Below are 22,849 nucleotides of genomic sequence, written 5' to 3'. Positions count from 1 at the left end.
CAGGATTACGGTTTAATTATGGAAGTATCTCGCGTACGGGCCTTGCGGGGCCCTAACCTCTGGAGCCACGACACCGCCGTGGAAGCCATTGTTTCCTGCACCACGCAGGAACTCGACATCGCCCAGTTGCCCGGCTTCGAAGCCCGCCTGCGCGCGCGCTTTCCGCAACTGAGCCCGCTGCAACCGCTGGGCAACTACAACGCCGCGCCGATGGCGCAGGTGCTGGAACTGGCGGCGCTGGGCCTGCAGGCGCAAGCCGGCTGCCCCGTCACCTTCAGCCGCACCACGCCGACCCTGGAAACGGGCATCTTCCAGGTCGTCGTCGAATACTCGGAAGAAGCCGTCGGCCGCCTGGCCCTGGAACTGGCGCAGCAGCTGTGCCGCGCCGCGCTCGACGATGCACCGTTCGACCTGGCCGGCGCCCTGCACCAGCTGCAGGAACTCGATGAAGACGTGCGCCTCGGCCCCTCCACCGGCGCCATCGTCAACGCCGCCGTGGCGCGCAACATCCCGTTCCGCCGCCTGACCGAAGGCAGCCTGGTGACGTTCGGCTGGGGCAGCAAGCAGCGCAAGATCCAGGCCGCCGAAATGGACGGCACCAGCGCCATTGCCGAAGCCATCGCGCAAGACAAGGAACTGACCAAGAAGCTGCTCGATTCGGCCGGCGTGCCGGTGCCGCACGGCCGTGTCGCCATCGACGCGGACGACGCCTGGGCCGCCGCCTGCGAGATCGGCCTGCCCGTCGTCGTGAAACCGAAGGATGGCAACCAGGGCAAGGGCGTCACCGTCAACGTCACCACGCGCGACCAGCTGACGGCCGCCTTCCTCGCGGCGCAGGAATTCCGCGACGATATCCTCGTCGAGCGCTACCTGCCAGGCCACGATTTCCGCTTGCTCGTCATCGGCAACAAGATGGTGGCGGCCGCCCGCCGCGACCCGCCGCAAGTGGTGGGCGACGGCCAGCACACGGTGCGCGAACTGGTCGACCAGGTCAACCTGGACCCGCGCCGCGGCAGCGGCCACGCCACCTCGCTGACGAAAATCCGCTTCGACGACATCGCCCTGGCCAGCCTGGCCAAGCAAGGCTATGTGGCCGAATCCGTGCCGCCCGTGGGCCAGCGCGTGGTTTTGCGCAATAACGCCAACCTGTCGACGGGTGGCTCGGCCACCGACGTCACCGTCGACGTGCACCCGGAAGTGGCGGCGCGCGCCGTCGCCGCCGCGCACATGGTGGGCCTGGACATCTGCGGCGTGGACGTGGTCTCGGAAAGCATACTGAAACCGCTGGAAGAGCAGAACGCCGGCATCGTCGAAGTGAACGCCGCACCGGGCCTGCGCATGCACCTGGCGCCGTCGTTCGGCAAGCCACGCCCCGTCGGTGAAGCCATCATCGCCGCCATGTTCGCCGAGGGCGACGATGGCCGCATTCCTGTCGTCGCCGTCACCGGCACCAACGGCAAGACCACCACCGTGCGCCTGATCGCCCACCTGCTCACCACCTCGGGCCTGCGCACCGGCATGACCAACACCGATGGCGTGTACATCGAAGGACGCCAGATCGACAGCGGCGACTGCAGCGGTCCGCGCAGCGCACGCAACGTGCTGCTGCACCCGGACGTGGACGCGGCCGTGTTCGAAACGGCGCGCGGCGGCATGCTGCGCGAAGGCCTGGCCTTCGACCGTTGCCAGGTCGCCGTGGTGACCAACATCGGCGCCGGAGATCACCTGGGCCTGAACTACATCACCACCGTGGAAGACCTGGCGGTACTGAAACGCGTGATCGTGCAGAACGTGGCCGACAGCGGCGTGGCCGTGCTGAACGCCACCGACCCTGCCGTGGCGCGCATGGCCAAAAATTGCAGCGGCACGGTGACCTTCTTCGCCGCCGACAAGACGCATCCCGTGATGGCCACGCACCGCGCCCAGGGCAACCGCGTGGTGTACGTGGAAGACGGCATGCTGGTCGCCGCACAGGGCACGGAACGCCACGAAATCGCCCTGTCGCAAGTGCCGATCACGCGCAACGGCGCCATCGGTTTCCAGGTCGACAACGTCATGGCGTCGCTGGCCGCCGCCTGGGCCGTGGGCCTGGACTGGAAAACCATCGCGCTGGGCCTGAAAACCTTCGCCAATGAAGCCGACAATGCGCCCGGCCGCTTCAATGTGTTCGATTACAAGGGCGCTACGCTGATCGCCGACTATGGCCACAATCCGGACGCCATCCTGGCGCTGGTGCAGGCCGTCGAAAGCATGCCGGCCAAGCGCCGTTCGGTGGTCATCAGCGGCGCCGGCGACCGCCGCGACGAAGACATCCGCCAGCAGACGGAAATCCTCGGCGCCGCCTTCGACGACGTGCTGCTGTACCAAGACCAGTGCCAGCGCGGCCGCGCCGACGGCGAAGTCGTGGCGCTGCTGCGCCAGGGCTTGAACGGCGCCAAGCGCACCAGCCATATCGATGAAATCAACGGCGAATTCGTCGCCATCGACAAGGCCCTGGCGCGTTTGAATGAAGGCGATCTGTGCCTGATCCTGATCGACCAGGTGGAAGAAGCGCTGGCGCACATCGCCAGGCGCGTCGCCGAAGCGTAAGCACCACGTCACTGCGCACGAGGGCGGCCTGCGGGCCGCCCTTTTTCATGGGCGCGCGCCGCCTCCCTACGCACCGGCATGGTGCAAAAGCCCCCTTGCAAGCTTGTAAATTCAGGCATGAAAATTGCTCATAAGAAAACATAAATGAGCTGACGAGAAGGTGGGGCACGCATGGTGGGCAGAATCTCGCGCATGATCGGGAAATTGACGGTGGGGCGCAAACTGGCGCTGATCTATTTGCTCGACCTGTCCGCCGTCATCTTCATTTCCGGCATCCTCATCAACGAAAAATACATCGCCATCGATTTCTCGCGCAAGGAGATGGCGGGCAATGCCTACATCGCCGCCATCCGCGATGCGCTGCTGCCTGTCACGCGCGGCACGGCGCAAGCGGACGCGCAAGCCGCCGCCATCGAGCAGGCCGAGCGCCAGTTCGGCGCGGGCATGCGCAGCGCGCAATTGAGCGGGCAATTCGCCACCCTGCTGCGCCAGGCCGGCGGCACGCCAGCGGCACATGACGGCCTGGCGCCCTCGCCCGCCTTCGTGGCCGGACGCGCACTGCTCACGCGCGTGGGCAACCAGTCAAACCTGATCCTCGACCCGGACCTGGACAGCTACTACACCATGTCGCTGGTGATCCTGCGCTTTCCCGAACTGCTGGAAGTGATCAACAGCACGCACGCCCTGGCCCTGCGGCTGGCGACAGCCGAAGGCGCGCAGCGCCAGCGCCTGCAGACGCAGTTCCTGATCCTCGAAGGGCGCATGGACGCCACCATGGGCGGCATCGGCAGCGACTACACGGAGGCGTTCGCGGCCAGCACGCCGCTGCTGCGCCGGCACCTGGACGGGTCGCGCGCGGCCCTGCAGCAAGCCGTGGCGCAGTTTCGCGCCAGCGCCCAGGCGCTGGCCGGCACGCCGGCCCATGCCGATGGCAACGCCGCGCTGCTGCGGCACGACGCGGCGGCCGTCGCGGCCCTGCAGCAGGCCTGGCACGCGGCGGAAAATGAATTGCACCGCCTGATCCAGCTGCGCGTGGACGGCTTTTTCACGCGCATGTGGCTGCACCTCGGCACGGCCGTGCTGCTGCTGGTGATGATATTGGGCCTGGTGTTTTTCGTCGCGCGGCAGATCGCCCTGCCGATCCGCCGCCTGGCGCGCGTGGCGCAGGAAGTGCGCGAAACGGGCGACCATAGCCTGCGCGCCATCTGGGACAGCGAGGACGAGACGGGACGCCTGGTCAGCGCCTTCAATACCATGCTGCAGCAGCTCGACTTCCAGCGCATGGCGCAGCAGGACCTGGTGGCGCGCGCCAGCGCGGCCGACGCGCAGCGCCAGCTGGTCGACGCCATTCCCATCCCGCTGATGGTCACCTCGATCCCGCATCACCAGGTGCTGCACGCGAACCAGGCCGCGCACGCGTGGCAGGGCAGCCTGGAGCTGGACCCGTGGGTGGGTGGCATGCATCCGCAGGCCCGTTCGCGCTTCTTCCAGCGCTTGAGCGACCTGGGTGCCGTCGATGAATTCGAGGTGTGCTGGAGCGGCGGCGGCACGCCCACCTGGGCCTTGATTTCCGCGCGCCTGATCGACTACCAGGGCCAGCGCGCCGTGCTGTCGACCTTTACGCCGATCAACAAGATGAAGCTGATGGAATCGCGCCTGGAACTGTGGGCCAAGGTCTTCGAGGCATCGGCCGAAAGCCTGATCGTGATGGATGCCGACATGCGCATCATTACCGTCAACCAGGCCTTCCGCCGCCATTCGCTGTACGACATGGTGGAGCTGATCGGCAAGCGCCCGGCCTTCCTGCTGTCGCCGGACAACCCTCCCGAGCAGCTCGACAGCCTGCGCCAGACCCTGGCGCGGCGCGGCTACTGGCAGGGGGAAATCTCGGTGCAGCGCAAGTCGCTGGAAAGCTATCCCGCCTGGCTGGTGATGAACGCCGTGCGCGACCTCGATGGCGTCACCACGCATTTCATCGCCAGCTCGCTCGACATCAGCGAACGCAAGGCCAGCGAGCGGCAGATCGAGCACATGGCCCACCACGACGCGCTCACGGGCCTGGCGAACCGCCACGTGTCGAAACTGCGCCTGGCGGCCGCCATCGCGCAGGCGCGCCGCAGCGGCGAAAAAGTCGGTGTGCTGTTCGTCGACCTGGACCGCTTCAAGCACGTCAACGACGCGCTGGGCCACCATGTGGGCGACGCGCTGCTGCAATCGGTCTCAAAGCGCCTGCTGCAGCTGGTGCGCGAAGGCGACACCGTCAGCCGCCTGGGCGGCGATGAATTCGTCATCATCCTCAACGGCATCGGTGACGCGGAGGCCATCGGCGCGCTGCTCGACACGCGATTGATACCGGCCATGCGCCAGCCGCACCAGGTGGAAGGCAGCGCGCTGTATGTCTCGTGCAGCGTGGGCGTGGCCGTCTATCCGGACCACGGCGACGACATGGATACCCTGATGCGCCACGCCGATGCGGCCATGTACCAGGCCAAGAGCGGGGGACGCGACCATGCGCGCATGTTCACGCCGCAGATGCAGGAGCAGCAATTGCAGCAGCTACACCTGGAAAGCGATCTGCGCCACGCCATCGAACGGCAGGAACTGGTGCTGTACTACCAGCCGCGCATCGATGCGCAGAGCAGCCGCCTGAATGGCGTGGAAAGCCTGATCCGCTGGCAGCACCCGCAGCACGGCCTGATCGCGCCCGACAGCTTCATACCCGCGGCCGAGGAATCGGGCCTGATCGTCGCCATCGGCGCGTGGGTCATCCGCGAAGCGTGCCGCCAGCAGCTGGCCTGGCGCGAGTCGGGCGCGGGCGACATCGCCGTGTCGATCAACCTGTCGGCCATCCAGTTGAAAAGCGGCACCCTGGTGGCCACCTTGCGCGAGGTGCTGCGCGAGTTTCCCGTCACGCCGGGACAGATCGAATTCGAACTGACCGAATCGATCCTGATGGACAATGTGGACGACACCATCGCCACCCTGCACGCCATCAAGGCGCTGGGGTTTGCGCTGTCGATCGACGATTTCGGCACCGGCTATTCGAGCCTGAACTACCTGTGCCGCTTCCCGCTCGACAAGCTGAAGATCGACATGAGCTTCGTGCAGGACATCCACGGTTCGCCGCAAAACCTGGCCGTGACGAAAACCATCATCGGCCTGGGTCATACCCTGGGCTTGACGGTCACCGCCGAAGGCGTGGAAAGCGCGGCCGATGCCGACGTGCTGCGCCACGCCGGCTGCGATGAATTGCAAGGGTATTACTTTGCCCGCCCCATGCCGCAGGCGCACTTCATGGCCTGGCTGGCGCACAGCGACGCGCGCTGCGCCGCCTGACACCTCCTGTGGAGCGTCCGCAACGCGCACGCGGATTCGACAACACGCAGTGCGCCGCCAGGGCGCATGAATGCTGCAGGGATACCGGAATTGGTATTGACATCGCAAAAGAAGTCATTTGTGGGGCAAAGTCATTCCCCCTACCATGTTTCCTGAGCAAGTTTCAGCTCTGGCGGCGACTGCCGCAGCGTTCTCAACATAACTACAATACAGGTGGAGACAAGATGAAGCAATGGATGGCAACGGGCGCCGGCACGCCCAGGCAAAACACACGGTTGACCTTGAAGGCCACGGTGGCCGCCCTGGCCGGCGCAGGCCTGCTGAGCAGCGCTTCCGTCTGGGCACAACAGGCGCCCGCCGTGGAGACACCGGCGGCAGAAGTGGCAGAAACAGCGCCGGCGGCGGCACCAGCCGACAGCGGCATCGCCGTCGTGGCCGTCACGGGCGTGCGCCGCGCGGCACAAAGCGCGCAGACGATCAAGAAGAACAACGACCAGGTGGTCGACTCCATCGTCGCCGATGAAATCGGCAAATTCCCCGACAAGAACGTGGCCGAAATCCTCGGCCGCGTGACGGGCGTGCAAATTCGCCGCGAAGGCGGCGAAGCCGGTTCCGTCATCATCCGCGGCTTGCCCGGCGTGGTGACACTGCTCAACGGCCGCGAAATGTTCACCTCCGTGGGCCGCAGCCTGTACCTGGCCGACATCCCGACGGCCATGCTGCAGCGCGTGGACGTGTACAAATCGCAGGGCGCCGACATGGTCGAAGGCGGCACGGCCGGCGTGGTCGACGTGCGCACCAATCGCCCGTTCGACTTCAAGGGTTTTACCGCATCGGGCAACGTGCGCGCCGAGCACCGCGACAAGTCCGGCTCGACGGACCCGAACGTCAGCGGCATGGTCTCGAACCGCTGGAAAACCCCGTACGGCGAATTCGGCGCCCTGCTCGGCCTGTCCTACCAGCGCAGCAAATACTATGACGAGACGATCTGGAACGCCGAACCGGTCAAGCGCCCGGACGCGGGCAACATCACGGGCCCGGACTCCGTCGGCATGATCCCCACCGTGGGCGACCGCAAGCGCTATGCGGCCAATGCCGCCTTCCAGTGGCGCCCGAACTCGCAGGTGGAAGTGTATGCGGAAGGCATGTCGACCCTGATCAAGCACGCGTTCGACAGCCAGTTCTTCGTCGGTTCGCTGCCCTGGGGCCAGAATCCGGACATCACCCTGATCCCCGGCACCAACCAGGCGGCCACGGTGGGCAAGATCGACGGCCCATGGTCGCCGTTCACGCTCGGTTCGACCCAGGCGCGGCGCGACCGCTCGATCGGTTCGCAAGGCGCCATCGGCGCGCGCTGGGACATCACGCCGCAGCTGCGCGCCACCACGGAACTGGCGCGCACGGTGAGCAACTTCGAGCGCGAATTTCCCATCCTCGACTTCCTCGCGCATCCGACCAGCATCATCGGCAGCACGAACGTGAACGGCGGCGCGCAGATCAGCTACCCCGGCTACAACATGCTGGACCCGAAGAACTACACGCTGCTCGGCTTCTACGATAACCACAGCCACGACGAAGGCAGCTCGACCGACTGGCGCGCCGATGTCACCTACGACCTGGACAGCACGGGCTTCTTCCGCGAATTGTCGGGCGGCGTGCGCCTGGCCAAACGCAAGGCCGAATCGATCCGCGAAAAAAATGGCCAGGGCGGCCTGACGTCGACCATGTACGCCGATGCCCTGCCCGGCCTGGCCTGTACCTCGCACCAGAACACGGGCAACTTCGGCCTGCAAAGCTGGCTCACGCCATGCCGCGACTTCATGCTCAACAACACGGACACCTTGCGCCAGCTGTTTACGGGCAGCAGCGCACGCAGCCCCGACGATCCGATGACCCACTTCAAGGATGTGGAAAAAACCAATGCCATCTACGGCAAGGCGCGCATCGGCTTTGACCTGGCGCAAGTGCCGGTCGATGGCACCCTGGGCGTGCGCGTGGTGCAGACCAAGCAGGACTTGCAAGGCAATTCCTCGCAAAACGGCATCATCACGCCGGTGCGCGTGAAAACGTCGGACACGGACGTGCTGCCCAGCCTGACCCTGAAAGCCATGCTGCGCCAGGACCTGATCGCCCGCCTGACTGCCGGCAAGGCCGTACAGCGCCCGAACTTCGCCGACTTCAATCCCGGCGTGACCCTGGGCCAGAGCCTGGAAATGGTGCGCCCGACGGGCAGCGGCGGCAATCCCGACCTGAAACCCGTGGAAGGCAAGAACCTCGATGCGGCGCTGGAATGGTATTTCGCGCAGACGGGCTCCGTCACGGCCACCGTGTTCCGCCACAACTTCAAGCATTACATCCTGTCCGGCTCGGCCAAGGAAACGTATGGCGGCATCGTGTACGACATCACGCGTCCGCGCAACACGTCGAAGGGGCATCTGCAAGGCATGGAAATGGCCTACCAGCAGTTCTACGACAAGCTGCCCGGCTGGATGGGCGGCCTGGGCCTGCAGGCGAACGCCACCTACATGACGGGCGAGCTGGAAGAATTGAATGGCAGCGCACATCCTTTCACGGGCATGTCGAAATGGTCGGCCAACATCGTCGGCCTGTACGAACAGGGACCATGGTCGGCGCGCCTGGCCTACAGCTGGCGCGACAAATATGTGGACGACTACAACTACCGCGGCAAGGGCATCCACCTGACCGTGGCGCCGACGAAAACCCTGGACGCGTCGGTGTCGTACAAGCTCAACGCGCACACCACGCTGACGCTGGACGCCAACAACCTGCTCGACTCGACCTACCGCGACTACCACGACACGCCGGACTATGTGCGCGATGTGCGGCGCTATGACAAGGTCGTGGGCTTGTCTTTGCGCTGGAGCTACTAGCCCGTCCCCCACCCTTTCTTCCTTCGAGGGTTTTCAGCGCCAGCCGGCAACGGTTGGCGTTTTTTTTGCTCTATGGAATCTATCCGCCAGTGGAATTGATTTAACGCAAAATGGTGGCGCCCGGGTGCTTTTATGCTGGCAGCTTGACTAGCGAACCCGGCGGGGACAGCATGCGCAATGCACGGCCCATCGACATCCACCTATTCCAGCCCGACATCCCGGTGCGGCTCGACATGCGCACGGCGGCGCTGGTCGAACATGCGCTGGCCTTGCAGGAAATGGCTGGCACGGGCGCCGCCGCCCTGTTTTTGCATTGCCACGACGTGCCGCTGCCCACCGCCTTGCGCGTGCTGACGACGGGTCCGCGCCGCAAACCGGCCGGACCGCACCTGTTTGCCCGCCTGCGTCCGCGCACGGCCGCCCGGGTGCAAGCGTCGCCGCTACCGGCGCGCTGACGAATCCTGTACCATCGCCGCAACCTATTGACTGAGGCACGGCGATGCAGGCAGCGACACCCCACTCCTATGCGGCACTGATGGACCTGATCAAGGCGCGCCATGCGCAGCTGAGCCCGCAATTCCAGGCCGGCGCGCGCTACCTGGCCGACCATCCGGACGACGTGGCCGTGTCGTCGATGCGCAGCATCGCCGCGCGCGCGCAAGTGCAGTCGGCCGCCCTCGTGCGTCTGGCGCAGCAACTGGGCTTTGCCGGCTGGCCGGAACTCAAAGCCATCTTCGTCGAACGCCTGCGCGCGGGACCCGCCGGCTACGCGGCAAAGGCGGGCGCGCTGGCCGGCAAGGAAGGAAATCTTGTCACCGAAGTATTCACGGTGCAGCAGCGCAACCTGGCCGCCACGGAAAGCGTCAACCATAACGCCCTGGATGCGGCCGCCAGCCTGCTGCAGGCGGCGCCGCGCGTCCACGTGGCGGGCTTTCGCGCCGCCCACCCGATCGCCTACACCCTGCACTACCTGTACCGGCTGCTGCGCCCCAGCGTGCAGCTGCTGAGCGGCCAGGGCGGCACGCTGGAGATGGATTTGCGCGCCCTGCAGGCCGGGGAGGCCGTCGTCGTCGTCAGCTTCGCACCGTATTCGAGCGAAGCGCTGCTGGTGGCGCAGGCGGCGCGCCAGGCCGGTTGCCCGGTGGTCGCCATCAGCGACAGCGCCATGTCGCCACTGGCCCTGCAGGCCGACGCCAGCATCGTCATCGCCGTCGACAGCCCCTCGTTCTTCCCCTCCATCGTGGCCGGCGTCGCGGCCGTGGAAAGCCTGGTGGAATTGCTGGTGGCGCGCGCGGGGCCCGATGCCGTGCAAGCCATCGGCGCGGCGGAAAAGCAATTGCAGGCGCTGGGCGCCTACGCAAAAACATCAAATGATGTAAATTAATAGCAAATGCATCAATCGTTGCATTGTGGTGCAGCGCATCCTATACTCGGCCATCTCCCTTGCCGACAAGAAAGCGATGCCATGAGCCATGTCTTCCACCGCAGCCTGACCGCCACTTACCCTGTCGCCACTGGCGGCGATGGCCCTTACCTGATCGACGCCGACGGCAAGCGCTACCTGGACGCCTGCGGCGGTGCGGCCGTCTCTTGCCTGGGCCATTCGGATGCGGCCGTCATCGCCGCCGTGCAGCAGCAGATTGCCACGATGGCGTATGCGCACAGCGCGTTCTTTACCAGTGAGCCGATGGAGCAACTGGCCGATTTTCTCGTCGCCCGGGCACCAAACGGCATCGACAGCGTGTATTTCGTCTCGGGCGGCTCGGAAGCGGTGGAAAGCGCGTTGAAAATGGCGCGCCAGTATTTCGTCGAGCGTGGCCAGCCGCAGCGCCGCCATGTCATCGCGCGCCGCCAAAGCTACCACGGCAACACCCTGGGCGCGCTGGCCACGGGCGGCAACGCCTGGCGCCGCCAGCAGTTCGAGCCGCTGCTCATTGGCGTCACCCATGTGTCGCCCTGCTATGCCTGGCGCGACCAGCAGGCCCATGAAACGGATGCTGACTACGTGGCGCGCCTGGGCCAGGAGCTGGAAGACAATATCGCCGCACTGGGCGCGGACAACGTCATGGCCTTCATCGCCGAACCCGTCGTCGGCGCCACGGCTGGCGCCCTGCCCGCCGTGGCCGGCTATTTTGCGCGCATGCGCGCCATCTGCAAGCGCCACGGCATCCTCTTGATCCTCGACGAAGTCATGTGCGGCATGGGCCGCACGGGCAGCCTGTTCGCCTGCGAGCAGGAAGCCATCACCGCCGACCTGATCTGCATCGCCAAGGGCCTGGGCTCCGGCTACCAACCCATCGGCGCCGTGATGGTGTCAAAAGACATCCGCGACACCATTCGCGCCGGCACGGGCTTCTTCCAGCATGGCCACACGTATATCGGCCACGCCACGGCCTGCGCCGCCGCCCTGGCCGTGCAGCGGCAGATCGAGGAACGCGATTTATTGGCCAACGTACGCGCCATGGGCGACTTGCTGAAAGAGCGGCTGCAGGCGCGTTTCGGCGAGCACCCGCATGTGGGCGACATCCGCGGCCGCGGCCTGTTCCTGGGGCTGGAACTGGTGCAGGAGCGCGCCAGCAAGCAACCGTTCGACCCGGCCCGCCGCCTGCACGCGCGCATCAAGGCGCACGCCATGCAGGGCGGGCTGATGTGCTACCCCATGGGCGGCACCATCGACGGCCTGCACGGCGACCACATCCTGCTGGCGCCGCCCTACATCATCAACGCCAGCCACGTCGACGAGATCGTCGACAAGCTGGGCATGGCTATCGACGCCAGCCTGCGCTAGCCGCGCCCGCTGTTGCCCACGGTGGACATCAGGCTGGCGCCGCAGCTTGTCTTGTGCCCGTCAAAGGCCACGGGCACGCCATCGATCAGCACTTGCGGATCGCCCTCGGCGATCACGCAGCGCACGTGGCCCTTGATCGGACACACGCAAGGGTCGCCCTTGCGCGCCACGGCCAGGCCCAGCACCGTACTGTTCGGCGCCGCCCCCACCACCTTGCCGCCATGGCTGGTGGGGTCGTTCAAACGGATCACGCCACGCATGCTCTTCTCCCTGGGTAAGTACGGTGCTTCACTGCGAAAACCCCTGGTAATACTCGGGCGCATCGTGGCGCAAGCCCCACCAGGGCAGGTACGCATGGTTGCCGCTGCGCGCGCGGAACCATGGCTTGTCGGCCCGGATCGGCCGCACGACGGCGGGCGGCGCCACCACCAGCGCCACGGGGGCAAGCAGGTCGCTGGTGCCGGCCACCAGCACGGGTTTACCAAAATGGTGCGCGTAGGCGATGCCCAGCGCCACGTTCGTCAAGGCCGTTCCCGCGCCTGTCTCGCCCAGCACGGCCGTCAGATTGAAGCTTTGCTTGAGGAAATCGAATTCCGGCAATTGCAGGGTGAGCGTCTGCGCCAGCGCGCCGAGCCGTGCGGACGAATCCTGGTGCGTATTGCCGGCGTCGTGGATGAGATAGCCGATGTCGGTATCAGGTTTATTCGCCTTCGCTGCGGCCTCTTCGATGGCCGCCGTCCACGCCTGCACCAGGCGCGGCGGTTCACCCTTTTTGACTTCAAAATCCGCCATAGCCTTGCTGCTTGGATAGCCGAGCCACGCCAGCGGCGCCCGCTCCGTCTTGTAGTCAGGGCCGGCCAGCACCAGCAGTACCAGGTTCTCGTTGATCTGCCGGTCCAGGGGCCGGCTGGGCGCATCCCAGTTCATGGCCCAGACGGTTTCCTTGGGGTGAGTTTGCAGATAGTCGAGCGCGGCGGAAAGTGAAGTAAAGCCGGCATTGGGGCCGCCCGTGGTGATGCGGACGTCGGGGAGCGTAGAACGCGTCCAGAGGGTAGGAAAGTTGGGGTTACCAATGGTAAAGGTACGACGAACATAGTCCTGCACGAAGGCTCCTGCATCCGCAGGATCGAGTTTCCCTTCAGGAATAGCGTATTCGATATGGATGCCAGCTAGCTCACGCCAGCGTGAACGATTCTCGGCTGAATGAACGTTATAAAAGTATTCGGGGTCGGAATAATAAATATCATGAAACAAATTAAATACCTTCCGAATGTATTTACGATGATATCCAACAAACGTTTCCGCACCATCACTCCCTCCAGCGATCGGCGAAATAGCTTGCAAGCTGGAATATTTTTTGGGATTTTCCTTGACCATGTCATCGTCAGAGTTTGGCGGTACCAGCCCTAAAGTCCACAGCAACTGCCATTGGGTGGGGTAGTCACGGCGCTGCAAGGGATTCAGCCACTGCACAGCGACAACTTGTGCCATATAGGGGTGTGTTTTAGTGTCAGGTGCTGCGGCAACGGTCTTTTCCGGCGTAGGAGGCGATGAACGAAGACGCGCACAGGCTGTCAGGAAAATCAACGCCAGAAAAATCATCAAAGCATAAATAAAAAAGGATTTCGTCATATTGAATTCTCCATTTTTAAAACATATCTTGAATACAGCATCCTGATATAACTGGAAGAGCAATCAACACAATGTCACCCATGGGCGCGCTCACCAGAGTTTGGTTTGGCGTCCGGTGGAGAATTCTCACGCTTGTCGACTATCAAACTAGGCATACTGGCCGGTCCGCCTTCTCTACCTGCCCAAACGGTTATCTTTAATTCATCAATGGTGGCACTTGCGAAATATTGCTCAAAAGTCTTTGCAGAATCGGGCTCGTCCACCCACTCCAACAACCTCCAATCCGCCGCCACCCTCAACTTGCGCAACTGGTCGGCCTTGATGCGGCACACGCCCACCGCCACGTCATACGCGAGCGCCCGCTCCGCGTGCATGGGGTTGGTCAGGATGGTGGAATGGTCGGTGGCGTAGGCGCCCGCCTGGCTGGACATCATTTTCTCAATCCGCGTGCTGCGCCATGCTTGGTATTCGGCGTCGGGCGTGGCGTTGGGCATTTCCTGCTGCACTTTTTGACCTGCGGGACTTTTCCCTTCCCGTATGGCCTGGGCGCGTATCACCGCGCGCTGCTCGAATCGCAGGCGCGCCTCGTCATCGGCCGTGCCCCTGGCGCTGTCCATGCGTTTGGCTTCGCTTTTCGCCGCCTGCCCCTGCAGGCCGCCGGGCGGAATCTCGTGATCGGCAAGGTAATCGTCGCCGGGCGCGCGCTGCTTTCCCGCCTGGCGCGATTCGCCGGGCGGCTCGTAGCCTTCGTCGAATTGCTCGCTGGTCTGGCCAAAGCGCAAGGACTGCGGCTTGAAGGGCAGAGCCAAGTCGGGTGCGTTCAGTTCGATTTTCCAGTCTTTGTGGGGCAAGGCATTGCAAGGGCTTTGAGCCAGGCCCGTTGCCACGATAAACAAGGGGGCAAACCCGACCGTCAGGATGGTGGAAAAGGCGTCCTCGCTGGCCTCGACGCCCTGCTTGATGGAATACGACGCATATTTCTGCGCCGGAAACCAGAAGTCCTTGCCGCCCGGCGCAGGCTTGCGCCAGTGATCGCTCCAGTAGTGATAGCTGCCCTGCTTGCCCACCTCAAACCTCTGGGCAAACACGCGCTGCACGCACACGCCTGCGGCCTCGGTGGCAGCCAGCTCGCCGCCGGGCGCAGCACCGGCAATCCCATATTGATCGAGGTCCGCAGCGGCGGACAAGCCGTGCTGCGCATTGGCCATCGAGCGGTCGATTTCCTCGTTTGTCTGCGCCATGCCCAGACTGGCGCGCTGGCGGATGATGTCAAAGAAGTTTTTCAAGGTGGTTATGCGCGCCTGCACCCTGCCCGTGCTGCCGTCCCACGATGCCCAACGCGCCAGCGATGGCCGGATAGCGCCGGGCAAACGCCTGATTGTGGGCATGCAAGGTGCCCAGTTCGCGCTCGTAATGCTGCAGCAACTCATCCATGCCCGCTCCCATCGCCTGATCGGCACATGCCGGTACAGCCTCGTCTGCATTATTGAGGAAGCGGGGAATAGGAAAATTGAGTTTGAACAAGATTGCATGCATCAGCAAGGAATGTCATCCCGGCGCTGGCACAGCAATTTTCGTTCACTCTTTGCCAATATTAATTGACTTATTCGAAACAATCGTTTTAAATCAGGAAGTTACTCAAAATCAATCATCTTGGGCACTCAAGCATCGCATTGACCCTTTTCGATGCTTGCCGTCCACGCTGATGCACTCTGAAGCCAAGGTATATGGAACTGCTCGACTCCCTGCGTCAGACCCCGTCGCAAGACGACACGATCAGCGGGCACTACGAAGTGCGCCGCTTGCTGGGCGAAGGCGGTTTCGGCCATGTATTCGAAGCCTGGGATGCCAAGCTGTGCCGCAGCGTGGCGCTGAAGCGGCTGAAACCGCAAGCCGACGTGCTGCATCCGGAAAAACTCATCAATGAAGCGCGCCTGGCCGCCTCGCTGCGCCATGCCGCCTTCGTGCGCATCTTCGCCATCGAGGGCCAGGGCACGAGCCAGTCCATCGTGATGGAACTGGTCGAAGGCCAGACGCTGGGGCAATTCATGCACAGCGGCAAGGCTGACCTGCAGGCGGCGCTCGACATCGCCTACCAGATCGCCGACGCCATGGACGAGGCGCACGCGATGGACCTCGTCCATGGCGACCTGAAACCGTCGAACCTGATGCTGGAGGCAAGCGGCAAGGTGCGCATCCTCGACTTCGGCCTGGCGCGCCACATCGACCCGCAAGCGACGCAGACGACCACCCTGTGCGACTTGCAGGGCACCATCGCCTACATGGCGCCCGAACGCCTGATGGGCCGCCTGCCCGACACGCGCGGCGACGTGTATGCCTTGGGCGCCATGCTGTACGAAATGCTGGCCGGCCAGCGCCACTTCGCCCACCTGAACGGCCTGGCCCTGGCCGCCGCCCACATGCAGGCGACGGAACCGTGGCCCGACCTGCCGGAAACCGTCCCGCCCACCATCAACGCCCTCGTGCGCGCGATGACGGCGCACGACCCGGCCGAACGGCCACGCACCATGCGCGATGTGCGCGAGGCGATAGGGGCGCAGCGCGGGGAACCGCTCACCTTGGCTGCACCCCTTGCTGACGAGACGCCCGCGAAGGAAGAACCTCCCGCCAGCGTCTCCATCCGCCTGCCCCTGCCCCGCAAGCGCACCCTGCAGTGGGGCGCGGGCGTGGCGCTGCTGGCGATACTGACAGGATGGCAACTGCCCAATATCATTCCTGCCGTCAAGTCGTTCGTCACGGGCGAGAAAGCACCCGCGCCGTATTCGGAAATGGCCAGCATGGCGGCGGGGATGGAAGCGTTGCGGGTGTTTGACCGCGATAGCAGCCAAGCACAGGCCATCGAGCACTTCAAAACGGTGCTCAAACACAATCCAGCCAGCGCTGCCGCTTCGGCTGGCCTGTCACTGGCTTCCAGCCTACGTTATATCGGCAATGGCCGCGACGAAACTTGGCTGCAGCGCGCGGATGCAGGCGCGCAACAGGCGCTTGCGTTGGACAATCAATTGGCGTTGGCTCATGTGGCGCATGCCTGGGTTCTTGAATTTCAAGGAAAACGGGAAGAAGCACTGAGTACATCGGCAACGGCCCTGAACTTGGATCCACAGAACCTGCTAGGACTCGTCGGCAAAGCACGCCAGTTGATTCATCTTAAAAAATTTGATCTGGCAAAAACAGTACTCGACAGCGCGACCGTACTGTATTCCAAGGAGCGCATGTTTTCAACGTTGCTGGGAATGATGCTATATCGACAAGCCGATTACGCGGGCGCGGAGCAGGCATTTCGCAAAAGTATAGCGCTCGATCCTCAATCGACCAGTGCCTATGCCTACCTGAGCGCCGTCCTATTGCGCCAGAACCGGAATGACGAAGCGTTGCGTGTGCTGCAGCAAGGCTTGCAGGTCCAGCCTCACTGGGAATTATATGACAACCTGGGAACGTCTCTATTTGCCAAAGCAGACTATCTGGGCGCCGTACAAGCATTTGAAAACGCCGTGTCATCCAGCAAAGGCAGCCCAAACACTTATCAATTATGGGCCAATCTTGCTGATGCCCAACGTTGGGTACCAGCACAGGCCGAGGCCTCGCAGCACTCCTACCAGCGTGCAATCGAACTGCTCACCCCCATTCTGGCACGCATGCCAAACGACGCCATGTTCAATTCACGTATGGCATTGTATTCAGCCTATGTGGGCGCAAAAAAAGAAGCCGGGGAGAAAGTCGCTAGGGCCCTTGCCATCGCCCCGGGTCTACCTGATGTCCAATTCCGGGCGGCCTTGACACACGAGCTTATCGGCAACCATGACGCAGCCATGACTACGTTGCTCGAGGCCGTCAGGCTTGGCTACCCTATCAATCTGATCGAAACTGCACCCGATCTGTTGAATCTCAGGCGAGATGTTCGCTACCAACAATTTATTATCAACATAAAAAGAGATCGTAAAACATGACTCCTGTCAGCCCTTGGATGAAATTATCCGTACATTTTGATGTAGATCAGATCACAAACCAACTCGACTACAACTTCACTTCATGCGACGGTACGGCCGATCCGCGCCACGGTCCCTACATGGGCGGCGTGCACTTCCAGCAAGGCCAGCATGTGTACCTCGACGTCACCTGCTGCGGCTCCAAGGAGAGTGGTTTCACGTCATTCCAGATCGTCGACTGCTGCATCATTACTGTGCCGCAATTGGCGCAAATCGGCCCGACTGTCCCGACCGTCTACGCACCGCCGTCACCATTCCTGCAAGCTGTGGGCGCCAGCTACAACTTCCCACTGGATTTCGAAGCCCAGGTATTGCTAGGCGAAGCAGAAAACACCGCCTTACCGCCACTGCGCCGCATACGCCAGGAATGGAAACACAATCTCGACGTTGGCTATGCAACGGGCCGCTGGGAAATCTCTTTCGTCATTACCGTTCGTATCATGCGTGGCGAAGGCGTCCAACCAGAACTGCGCGTCTTTTCCTTCGACCCAGAAGGCTCGGTCGGTGGGTCATTGGATTGGAGCTAGCCTGCCATGCATGGCGACCTCGTCAGCGGCGTGCACCATGCTCCTGAACTTCATGAATTAACTTTCAACATTAAGGTGAATAACATGCAAGAATTGAACTTTGAAGAAATCGAGATAGTATCCGGTGGCAATATGCCTGAAGCCTCGGTGGGTGGCGACTCCGACTGGGGCTAAGCGAGCGAGCCAGATTACATCTTAAAGGTAGGGACAAAGAAAGACTGAGATCTTTCTGCCTCATCTTGGCATCGCAAGAAAACCATCTTGTGATAAATTTAATTTCGCAAATCCACCTAAAAATGGAGCAACAGAGATGCAAGAATTAAACTTTGAAGAAATCGAAGTAGTCTCCGGCGGAGTCATGCCTGAAAGCTCGGTCGGTGGCGATATCATGATGTAATCCCTATTTTCCGAGCTAAATCAGCAACTCGCCGTACTGGATCGGTGGATCAGCAGAATTACAAGCTACACCTCCGGCAACGGCTGCCGAGGTTGGAATTGCCTGGATCAATCTGTAACATTGAAGTAAACAACATGCAAGAATTAAACACATACGAAATCGAAGAAGTATCCGGAGGCAACATGCCGGAGAGTTCCGTAGGTGCGGCGCTAGGTCTCGATTAATACTATCATGTACGGCGATCTTTCCAGCGAAAAGAACCAAGCACCAAGCACCAAGCACCTAAAAGTCATAACTTAATTTCCAACATTAATGCGAATAGCATGCAAGAATTAAGCGTTAACGAAATCGAAGCTATAGCAGCTGGAAATATTCCTGAATCTTCAGTTGGCGGAACGACGGGTTGGAATTAATATTCTCCAGCATGCGAAATGGCTTACCGCACGCATCATTCCATATGAAAAGCAACTTCATCAGCAAGGAAACAACATGCAAGAATTAAACACACACGAAATCGAAGAAGTATCCGGTGGAAACATGCCTGAAAGCTCGGTCGGCGATTCATTGGGTTTGGGTTGATATTATCCAGTGCGAGTAATTTCCCATATACATCATTCCACATAAAAACAACGTAATCAGCGAGGCTACAATATGCAAGAATTAGAAATCCATGAAATCGAAGTAGTATCCGGTGGGAACATGCCGGAAAGCTCAGTTGGCGGAAGCACCACCATGTAAAGTGGCTCCAGCAAGGCAGCACTTTGCTGCCGCAAGCTAGACCTCTATCCAGAGCCGCTCCGATATTTACCGGCGTGGCTCTTGTTTTATCACCTGGCAACAATGGCGATAAGCTGCATCAGCGGCTGGAAGGAAACTCTTGCACTAGCACCTGCCACAATAAATCTATGCTTTTTTTAACAATTGCTTTACGATGTTGTTGTTTCGAAAACGTAAATCTTATGACATTATTAAGGAGCAGACCATACAAGAATTAAACACGAACGAAATCGACGCAGTGGCAGGCGGCCTGCTGCCGGAAAGCTCTGTTGGCGGCGATATCAACTGGTAAGCCAGAGGCCCAAGCCATACCCTTGCAGATAACTGCGCTGGCGAACTGCAAGCCTGCCAATACCACGGCTGACGTTATTACAGCCCTCATTACCTGAAAAGTCCATCATCTTGCGTGATCAACCCAGCGTCCCTGCTGCCACCACCAGCCCAGCCCCACCCGTCCAGCCCCTGTTTCGCCAGCAAGCAATCGAGCATCTGGGCAACAAGCAATACGGCACCGTATTGCTGGTGCGGCCCGTCAGCCATCTCTTCCTGACCTGGCTGTTCCTGGCCATTGCGCTGGCCATCGTCGCTTTCTTCATCTTCTTCAGCACCACGCGCAAGGCGCAATCGCAAGGCGTGCTGTTGCCGACCAGCGGCGTGATCCGCATCATGCCGGGCCAGGCTGGCGTCATCGCCGGGGTGCGCGTCAAGGAGGGGCAGGCGGTGCGCGCGGGCGAGGTGCTGTTCGTGCTGTCGGGCGAACGCAGCAGTGCCAATGCGGGTGCGCCCCAGCAAGTCGTTTCGGACTTATTGAAAAGCCGGCGCGACAGCTATGACGCGGAAATGCAGCAGTCGCGCCTGCAATCGCGTCAGCGCATGGCGGCGGGCCAGCGCCGCGCCAGCGACCTGGCGGCGGAAATCGGTCGCATGGACGACCAAATTTCACTGCAACAGCGCCGCATTACCCTGGCGGAACAGTCGTACCAGCGCTACAGCGACCTGAATGCCACCAATTACATTTCATCCGCACAACTGCAGGATAAGCAGGCCGAGCTGCTGGACCAGCACCAGCGCCTGGCGGAATTGCAGCGCATCAAGTCGGCCAGCGGCCGCGACCTGGCCACCACGGAAGCGGACGTTCGCGACTTGCAGGTGCAGGCGCAGCGCGATACGCAAGACTTGCAGCGCAACGCAACGGAGATCGAGCAGGAACTCACCGAAAACGAAGCCCGCCGCGAAATCCTCGTGCGCGCGGCGCAGGATGGCATGGTCACGGCTATCACCACCGAGCTGGGCCAGACGGTGGCGGCCAACAGCGTGCTCGCCTCTGTGCTTCCGGCAGGCGCCCAGCTGGAGGCGGAAATCTATGCGCCTTCGCGCTCGGTCGGCTTCATCAAGCCGGGCATGACGGTGCTGCTGCGCTACCAGGCGTATCCGTACCAAAAATTCGGCCAGTATCCGGCGCTGGTGCGCGAAGTGGCCAGCACCTCGCTGCGCCCCGAAGAGCTGGCGGTGCCGGGCGCCGTCAGCGGCACCGGCAATGAACCCTTGTATCGCATTCGCTTGAGCTTGCAGCGCCAGAGCGTGCAGGCGTATGGCGAAACCCTGCCCCTGAAGTCGGGCATGCTGGTCGACGCCAGCGTGCTGCTGGAACAGCGGCGCCTGTATGAATGGGTGCTCGAACCCCTGTTCAGCATTTCCGGGCGGCTGTAAGCGCCCATATTAATTTTTCAGAGTACTCATGCATCTTCACGATCTCGCTCACCTGTCCTTCTGGCGCAGCCAGCGCCTGCCCATCCTGCTGCAAACGGAAGCGGCCGAATGCGGCCTGGCCTGCCTGTGCATGGTGGCCAGCTACTGGGGCCACCAGACCGATATTTCCAGCATGCGCCGGCGCTTTTCCGTCTCCCTCAAGGGCGTGACCCTGAAAGGGTTGATGGCGATGGCGCAAGGTCTGGCGCTGCACACTCGGCCACTAAAACTCGACATGCAGCATCTGCCCGAGCTGAAGCTGCCCGCCATCCTGCACTGGGACTTGAACCATTTTGTCGTCCTCAAATCCGTCTCCGGCAGCCATGCCGTGATCCACGACCCGGCCGTGGGCGAGCGCCGCCTGGCGCTGGCGGAAGTGGCGAAACACTTTACGGGTGTGGCGCTGGAACTGACGCCCACCGCCGAGTTCAAGAAGGCCGAGGAAAAACAGCAGTTTTCCCTGCTGTCGCTGATGGGGCGCGTGGTAGGCCTGAAGCGCGGCCTGCTGCAATTGCTGGTGCTGGGCCTGGCTCTGCAGGTATGCGCGCTGGTGGCGCCGTTCTACATGCAGTGGCTGGTCGATGAGGCGCTGCTGGCCGCCGACCGCGACCTGATCACCGTGCTCGGCTGCGGTTTTTTGCTGCTGGTGCTGGTGCAGACGGCCATCGGCGCCGTGCGTTCCTGGATCACCACGGTGCTGGCCACGAATCTGAACTTGCAATGGCTGGGCAATGCCTTCGCCCATCTATTAAAGCTGCCGCTGCCGTACTTCGAGAAGCGCCACACGGGCGACATCGTCTCGCGCTTCAATTCCATCCAGACCATGCAGCGCAGCCTGACGACGCAATTCGTCGAAGGCGCCATCGACGGTGTGCTGGTGCTGGCCACCCTGGGCATAATGCTGGTCTACAGCCCGCTGCTGGCGGGCGTGGCCTGCATCGCCGTGCTGCTGTATGTCTTGCTGCGCTGGGCCCTGTTCAAGGCCATGCGCGAGGCGACGGCCGAACAGATCATCCACGCGGCAAAACAGCAGACGCATTTCCTGGAATCCGTGCGCGGCATCCAGAGTATCCGTTTGTTCGGTCGAGCCGCCGAGCGCCGCGCCAGCTGGACCAATGCGCTGGCCGACCAGTTCAATGCCGACCTGCGCATCGCCAAGTTATCCGTGTCCTACCAGACGGCCAATACCTTGCTGTTCAGTGCCGAACGTGTGATCGTCATCTGGATGGCGGCGCTGGCCGTGCTGGACAACCGCTTTTCGGTGGGCATGCTGTTCGCCTTCATCAGCTACAAAGACCAGTTCAGCCAGCGCATGGCCAGCCTGGTCGACAAACTGTTTGAATTGCGCATGCTGCGCCTGCATGGCGAGCGCGTGGCCGACATCGTCCTGACCAAAGCGGAAGAAGACGGCAGCGACGTCGAGGTGGACATGGACGATATCTCGCCATCGATCGAGATACGCAATCTGACGTTCCGCTATGCCGACAGCGAACCGAATGTGCTCAATGGCCTCAATCTGAGCATTCCCGCCGGCCAGTGCATCGCCGTGACCGGCCCTTCCGGCTGCGGCAAGACGACCCTCATGAAGCTGCTGCTGGGCTTGCTGGAACCGACGGAAGGCGAAATCCTCATCGGCGGCATCAAGCTGGGCAGCCTGGGCTTGACGAACTACCGGCAATTGCTGGGCACGGTCATGCAGGAAGACACGCTGTTCGCCGGCTCGATCGCCGATAACATCAGCTTCTTTGCGCCCTCCCCCAATTACCAGCAGGTGCAAGCCTGCGCGCACCTGGCGGCCGTGCATGCGGAGATCGCCGCCATGCCGATGGCTTTCAATACCCTGGTGGGCGACATCGGCAGCGGCCTGTCCGGCGGCCAGAAACAGCGTATCCTGCTGGCGCGCGCCTTGTATAAGAATCCGAAACTGCTGGTGCTTGACGAAGCGACCAGCCACCTGGATACGCACAACGAGCAAACCGTCAACGCCGCGATCCGGAAAATCCAGCTCACGCGCGTGATCGTCGCGCATCGCCCGGAAACCATCGCCATGGCGCAACGGGTGGTGGTGCTGCAGCAAGGAAACATCGTGCAGGATGTGATGCAGGAAACACAGGCAGCCGCTTAACTCTTGGCATGCAGCAAGAATTGTTTTACGA

15 protein-coding genes are annotated in these 22,849 nt (G+C 62.2%); 11 read left to right on the top strand and 4 right to left on the bottom strand.

The window, feature by feature from the left end; all coding sequences use genetic code 11:
- Positions 1–18 precede the first annotated feature (18 nt).
- From cphA to ACP7DW_RS13250, 6 genes are all read left to right on the top strand, one after another.
- Entirely contained in the window at positions 19–2,589 is a 2,571-nt protein-coding gene (gene cphA, locus ACP7DW_RS13275) for a cyanophycin synthetase (protein WP_426055562.1), read from the top strand.
- A 192-nt stretch (positions 2,590–2,781) separates the two neighbouring features.
- Positions 2,782–5,925 carry an EAL domain-containing protein gene (locus ACP7DW_RS13270; RefSeq protein ID WP_426085152.1) on the top strand — a complete coding sequence of 1,048 codons (3,144 nt, stop codon included), beginning with the start codon at positions 2,782–2,784 and terminating at the stop codon, positions 5,923–5,925.
- A gap of 224 nt (positions 5,926–6,149) precedes the next feature.
- Positions 6,150–8,816, top strand: a complete 2,667-nt coding sequence (locus tag ACP7DW_RS13265) for a TonB-dependent receptor (protein ID WP_426055564.1) — start codon at positions 6,150–6,152, stop codon at positions 8,814–8,816.
- Positions 8,817–8,986: 170 nt separating this feature from the next.
- Positions 8,987–9,271, top strand: a complete 285-nt coding sequence (locus ACP7DW_RS13260) for a hypothetical protein (protein WP_426085211.1) — start codon at positions 8,987–8,989, stop codon at positions 9,269–9,271.
- A gap of 44 nt (positions 9,272–9,315) precedes the next feature.
- A complete protein-coding gene (locus ACP7DW_RS13255) occupies positions 9,316–10,200 on the top strand; it encodes a MurR/RpiR family transcriptional regulator (RefSeq protein ID WP_426055566.1) in 885 nt (294 codons plus the stop codon).
- A gap of 81 nt (positions 10,201–10,281) precedes the next feature.
- The gene (locus ACP7DW_RS13250) at positions 10,282–11,604 is read left to right on the top strand and encodes an aspartate aminotransferase family protein (protein WP_426055567.1); all 1,323 of its coding nucleotides are present in this window, start codon (positions 10,282–10,284) and stop codon (positions 11,602–11,604) included.
- Here ACP7DW_RS13250 and ACP7DW_RS13245 read toward each other — a convergent pair.
- The 4 genes from ACP7DW_RS13245 to ACP7DW_RS13230 all read right to left on the bottom strand — a co-directional run bounded on the left by ACP7DW_RS13245 (position 11,601) and on the right by ACP7DW_RS13230 (position 14,772).
- Positions 11,601–11,864, bottom strand: a complete 264-nt coding sequence (locus ACP7DW_RS13245; RefSeq protein WP_426055568.1) for a PAAR domain-containing protein — start codon at positions 11,862–11,864, stop codon at positions 11,601–11,603. The two genes, ACP7DW_RS13250 and ACP7DW_RS13245, sit on opposite strands and share 4 nt — an antisense overlap.
- Before the next feature lie 28 nt (positions 11,865–11,892).
- Positions 11,893–13,236 carry a hypothetical protein gene (locus tag ACP7DW_RS13240; RefSeq protein WP_426055569.1) on the bottom strand — a complete coding sequence of 448 codons (1,344 nt, stop codon included), beginning with the start codon at positions 13,234–13,236 and terminating at the stop codon, positions 11,893–11,895.
- A gap of 74 nt (positions 13,237–13,310) precedes the next feature.
- Positions 13,311–14,522: a hypothetical protein gene (locus ACP7DW_RS13235; protein ID WP_426055570.1), complete on the bottom strand. Its 1,212-nt coding sequence runs from the start codon at positions 14,520–14,522 to the stop codon at positions 13,311–13,313.
- On the bottom strand, positions 14,506–14,772 hold the full coding sequence (locus ACP7DW_RS13230; protein ID WP_426085215.1) for a type VI secretion system baseplate subunit TssF: 267 nt from the start codon (positions 14,770–14,772) through the stop codon (positions 14,506–14,508). The genes ACP7DW_RS13235 and ACP7DW_RS13230 overlap by 17 nt, the downstream gene beginning before the upstream one ends.
- Positions 14,773–14,963: 191 nt before the next feature.
- Between ACP7DW_RS13230 and ACP7DW_RS13225 the strand changes: the two genes are divergently transcribed.
- The 5 genes from ACP7DW_RS13225 to ACP7DW_RS13205 all read left to right on the top strand — a co-directional run bounded on the left by ACP7DW_RS13225 (position 14,964) and on the right by ACP7DW_RS13205 (position 22,818).
- Positions 14,964–17,204: a protein kinase domain-containing protein gene (locus ACP7DW_RS13225; protein WP_426055572.1), complete on the top strand. Its 2,241-nt coding sequence runs from the start codon at positions 14,964–14,966 to the stop codon at positions 17,202–17,204.
- The gene (locus tag ACP7DW_RS13220) at positions 17,201–17,770 is read left to right on the top strand and encodes a hypothetical protein (protein ID WP_131687475.1); all 570 of its coding nucleotides are present in this window, start codon (positions 17,201–17,203) and stop codon (positions 17,768–17,770) included. Before ACP7DW_RS13225 ends, ACP7DW_RS13220 begins: the two co-directional genes overlap by 4 nt.
- A 6-nt stretch (positions 17,771–17,776) precedes the next feature.
- Positions 17,777–17,944, top strand: a complete 168-nt coding sequence (locus ACP7DW_RS13215) for a hypothetical protein (RefSeq protein WP_426055573.1) — start codon at positions 17,777–17,779, stop codon at positions 17,942–17,944.
- Positions 17,945–19,346: 1,402 nt separating this feature from the next.
- Positions 19,347–20,654 (top strand): HlyD family secretion protein, encoded by a 1,308-nt coding sequence (locus ACP7DW_RS13210; RefSeq protein WP_426055574.1) that lies wholly within the window; start codon positions 19,347–19,349, stop codon positions 20,652–20,654.
- A 28-nt stretch (positions 20,655–20,682) separates the two neighbouring features.
- Positions 20,683–22,818, top strand: coding sequence for a peptidase domain-containing ABC transporter (locus ACP7DW_RS13205; protein WP_426055575.1), 2,136 nt, complete (start codon positions 20,683–20,685; stop codon positions 22,816–22,818).
- The last annotated feature ends 31 nt before the right edge of the window (positions 22,819–22,849 follow it).

The organism is Janthinobacterium sp. PSRC1-1 (assembly GCF_049897525.1).
Taxonomy (GTDB): domain Bacteria; phylum Pseudomonadota; class Gammaproteobacteria; order Burkholderiales; family Burkholderiaceae_D; genus Janthinobacterium; species Janthinobacterium tructae.
Note: the sequence above shows the minus strand (reverse complement) of the source record. Positions and strands in the feature narration are given on the sequence as shown.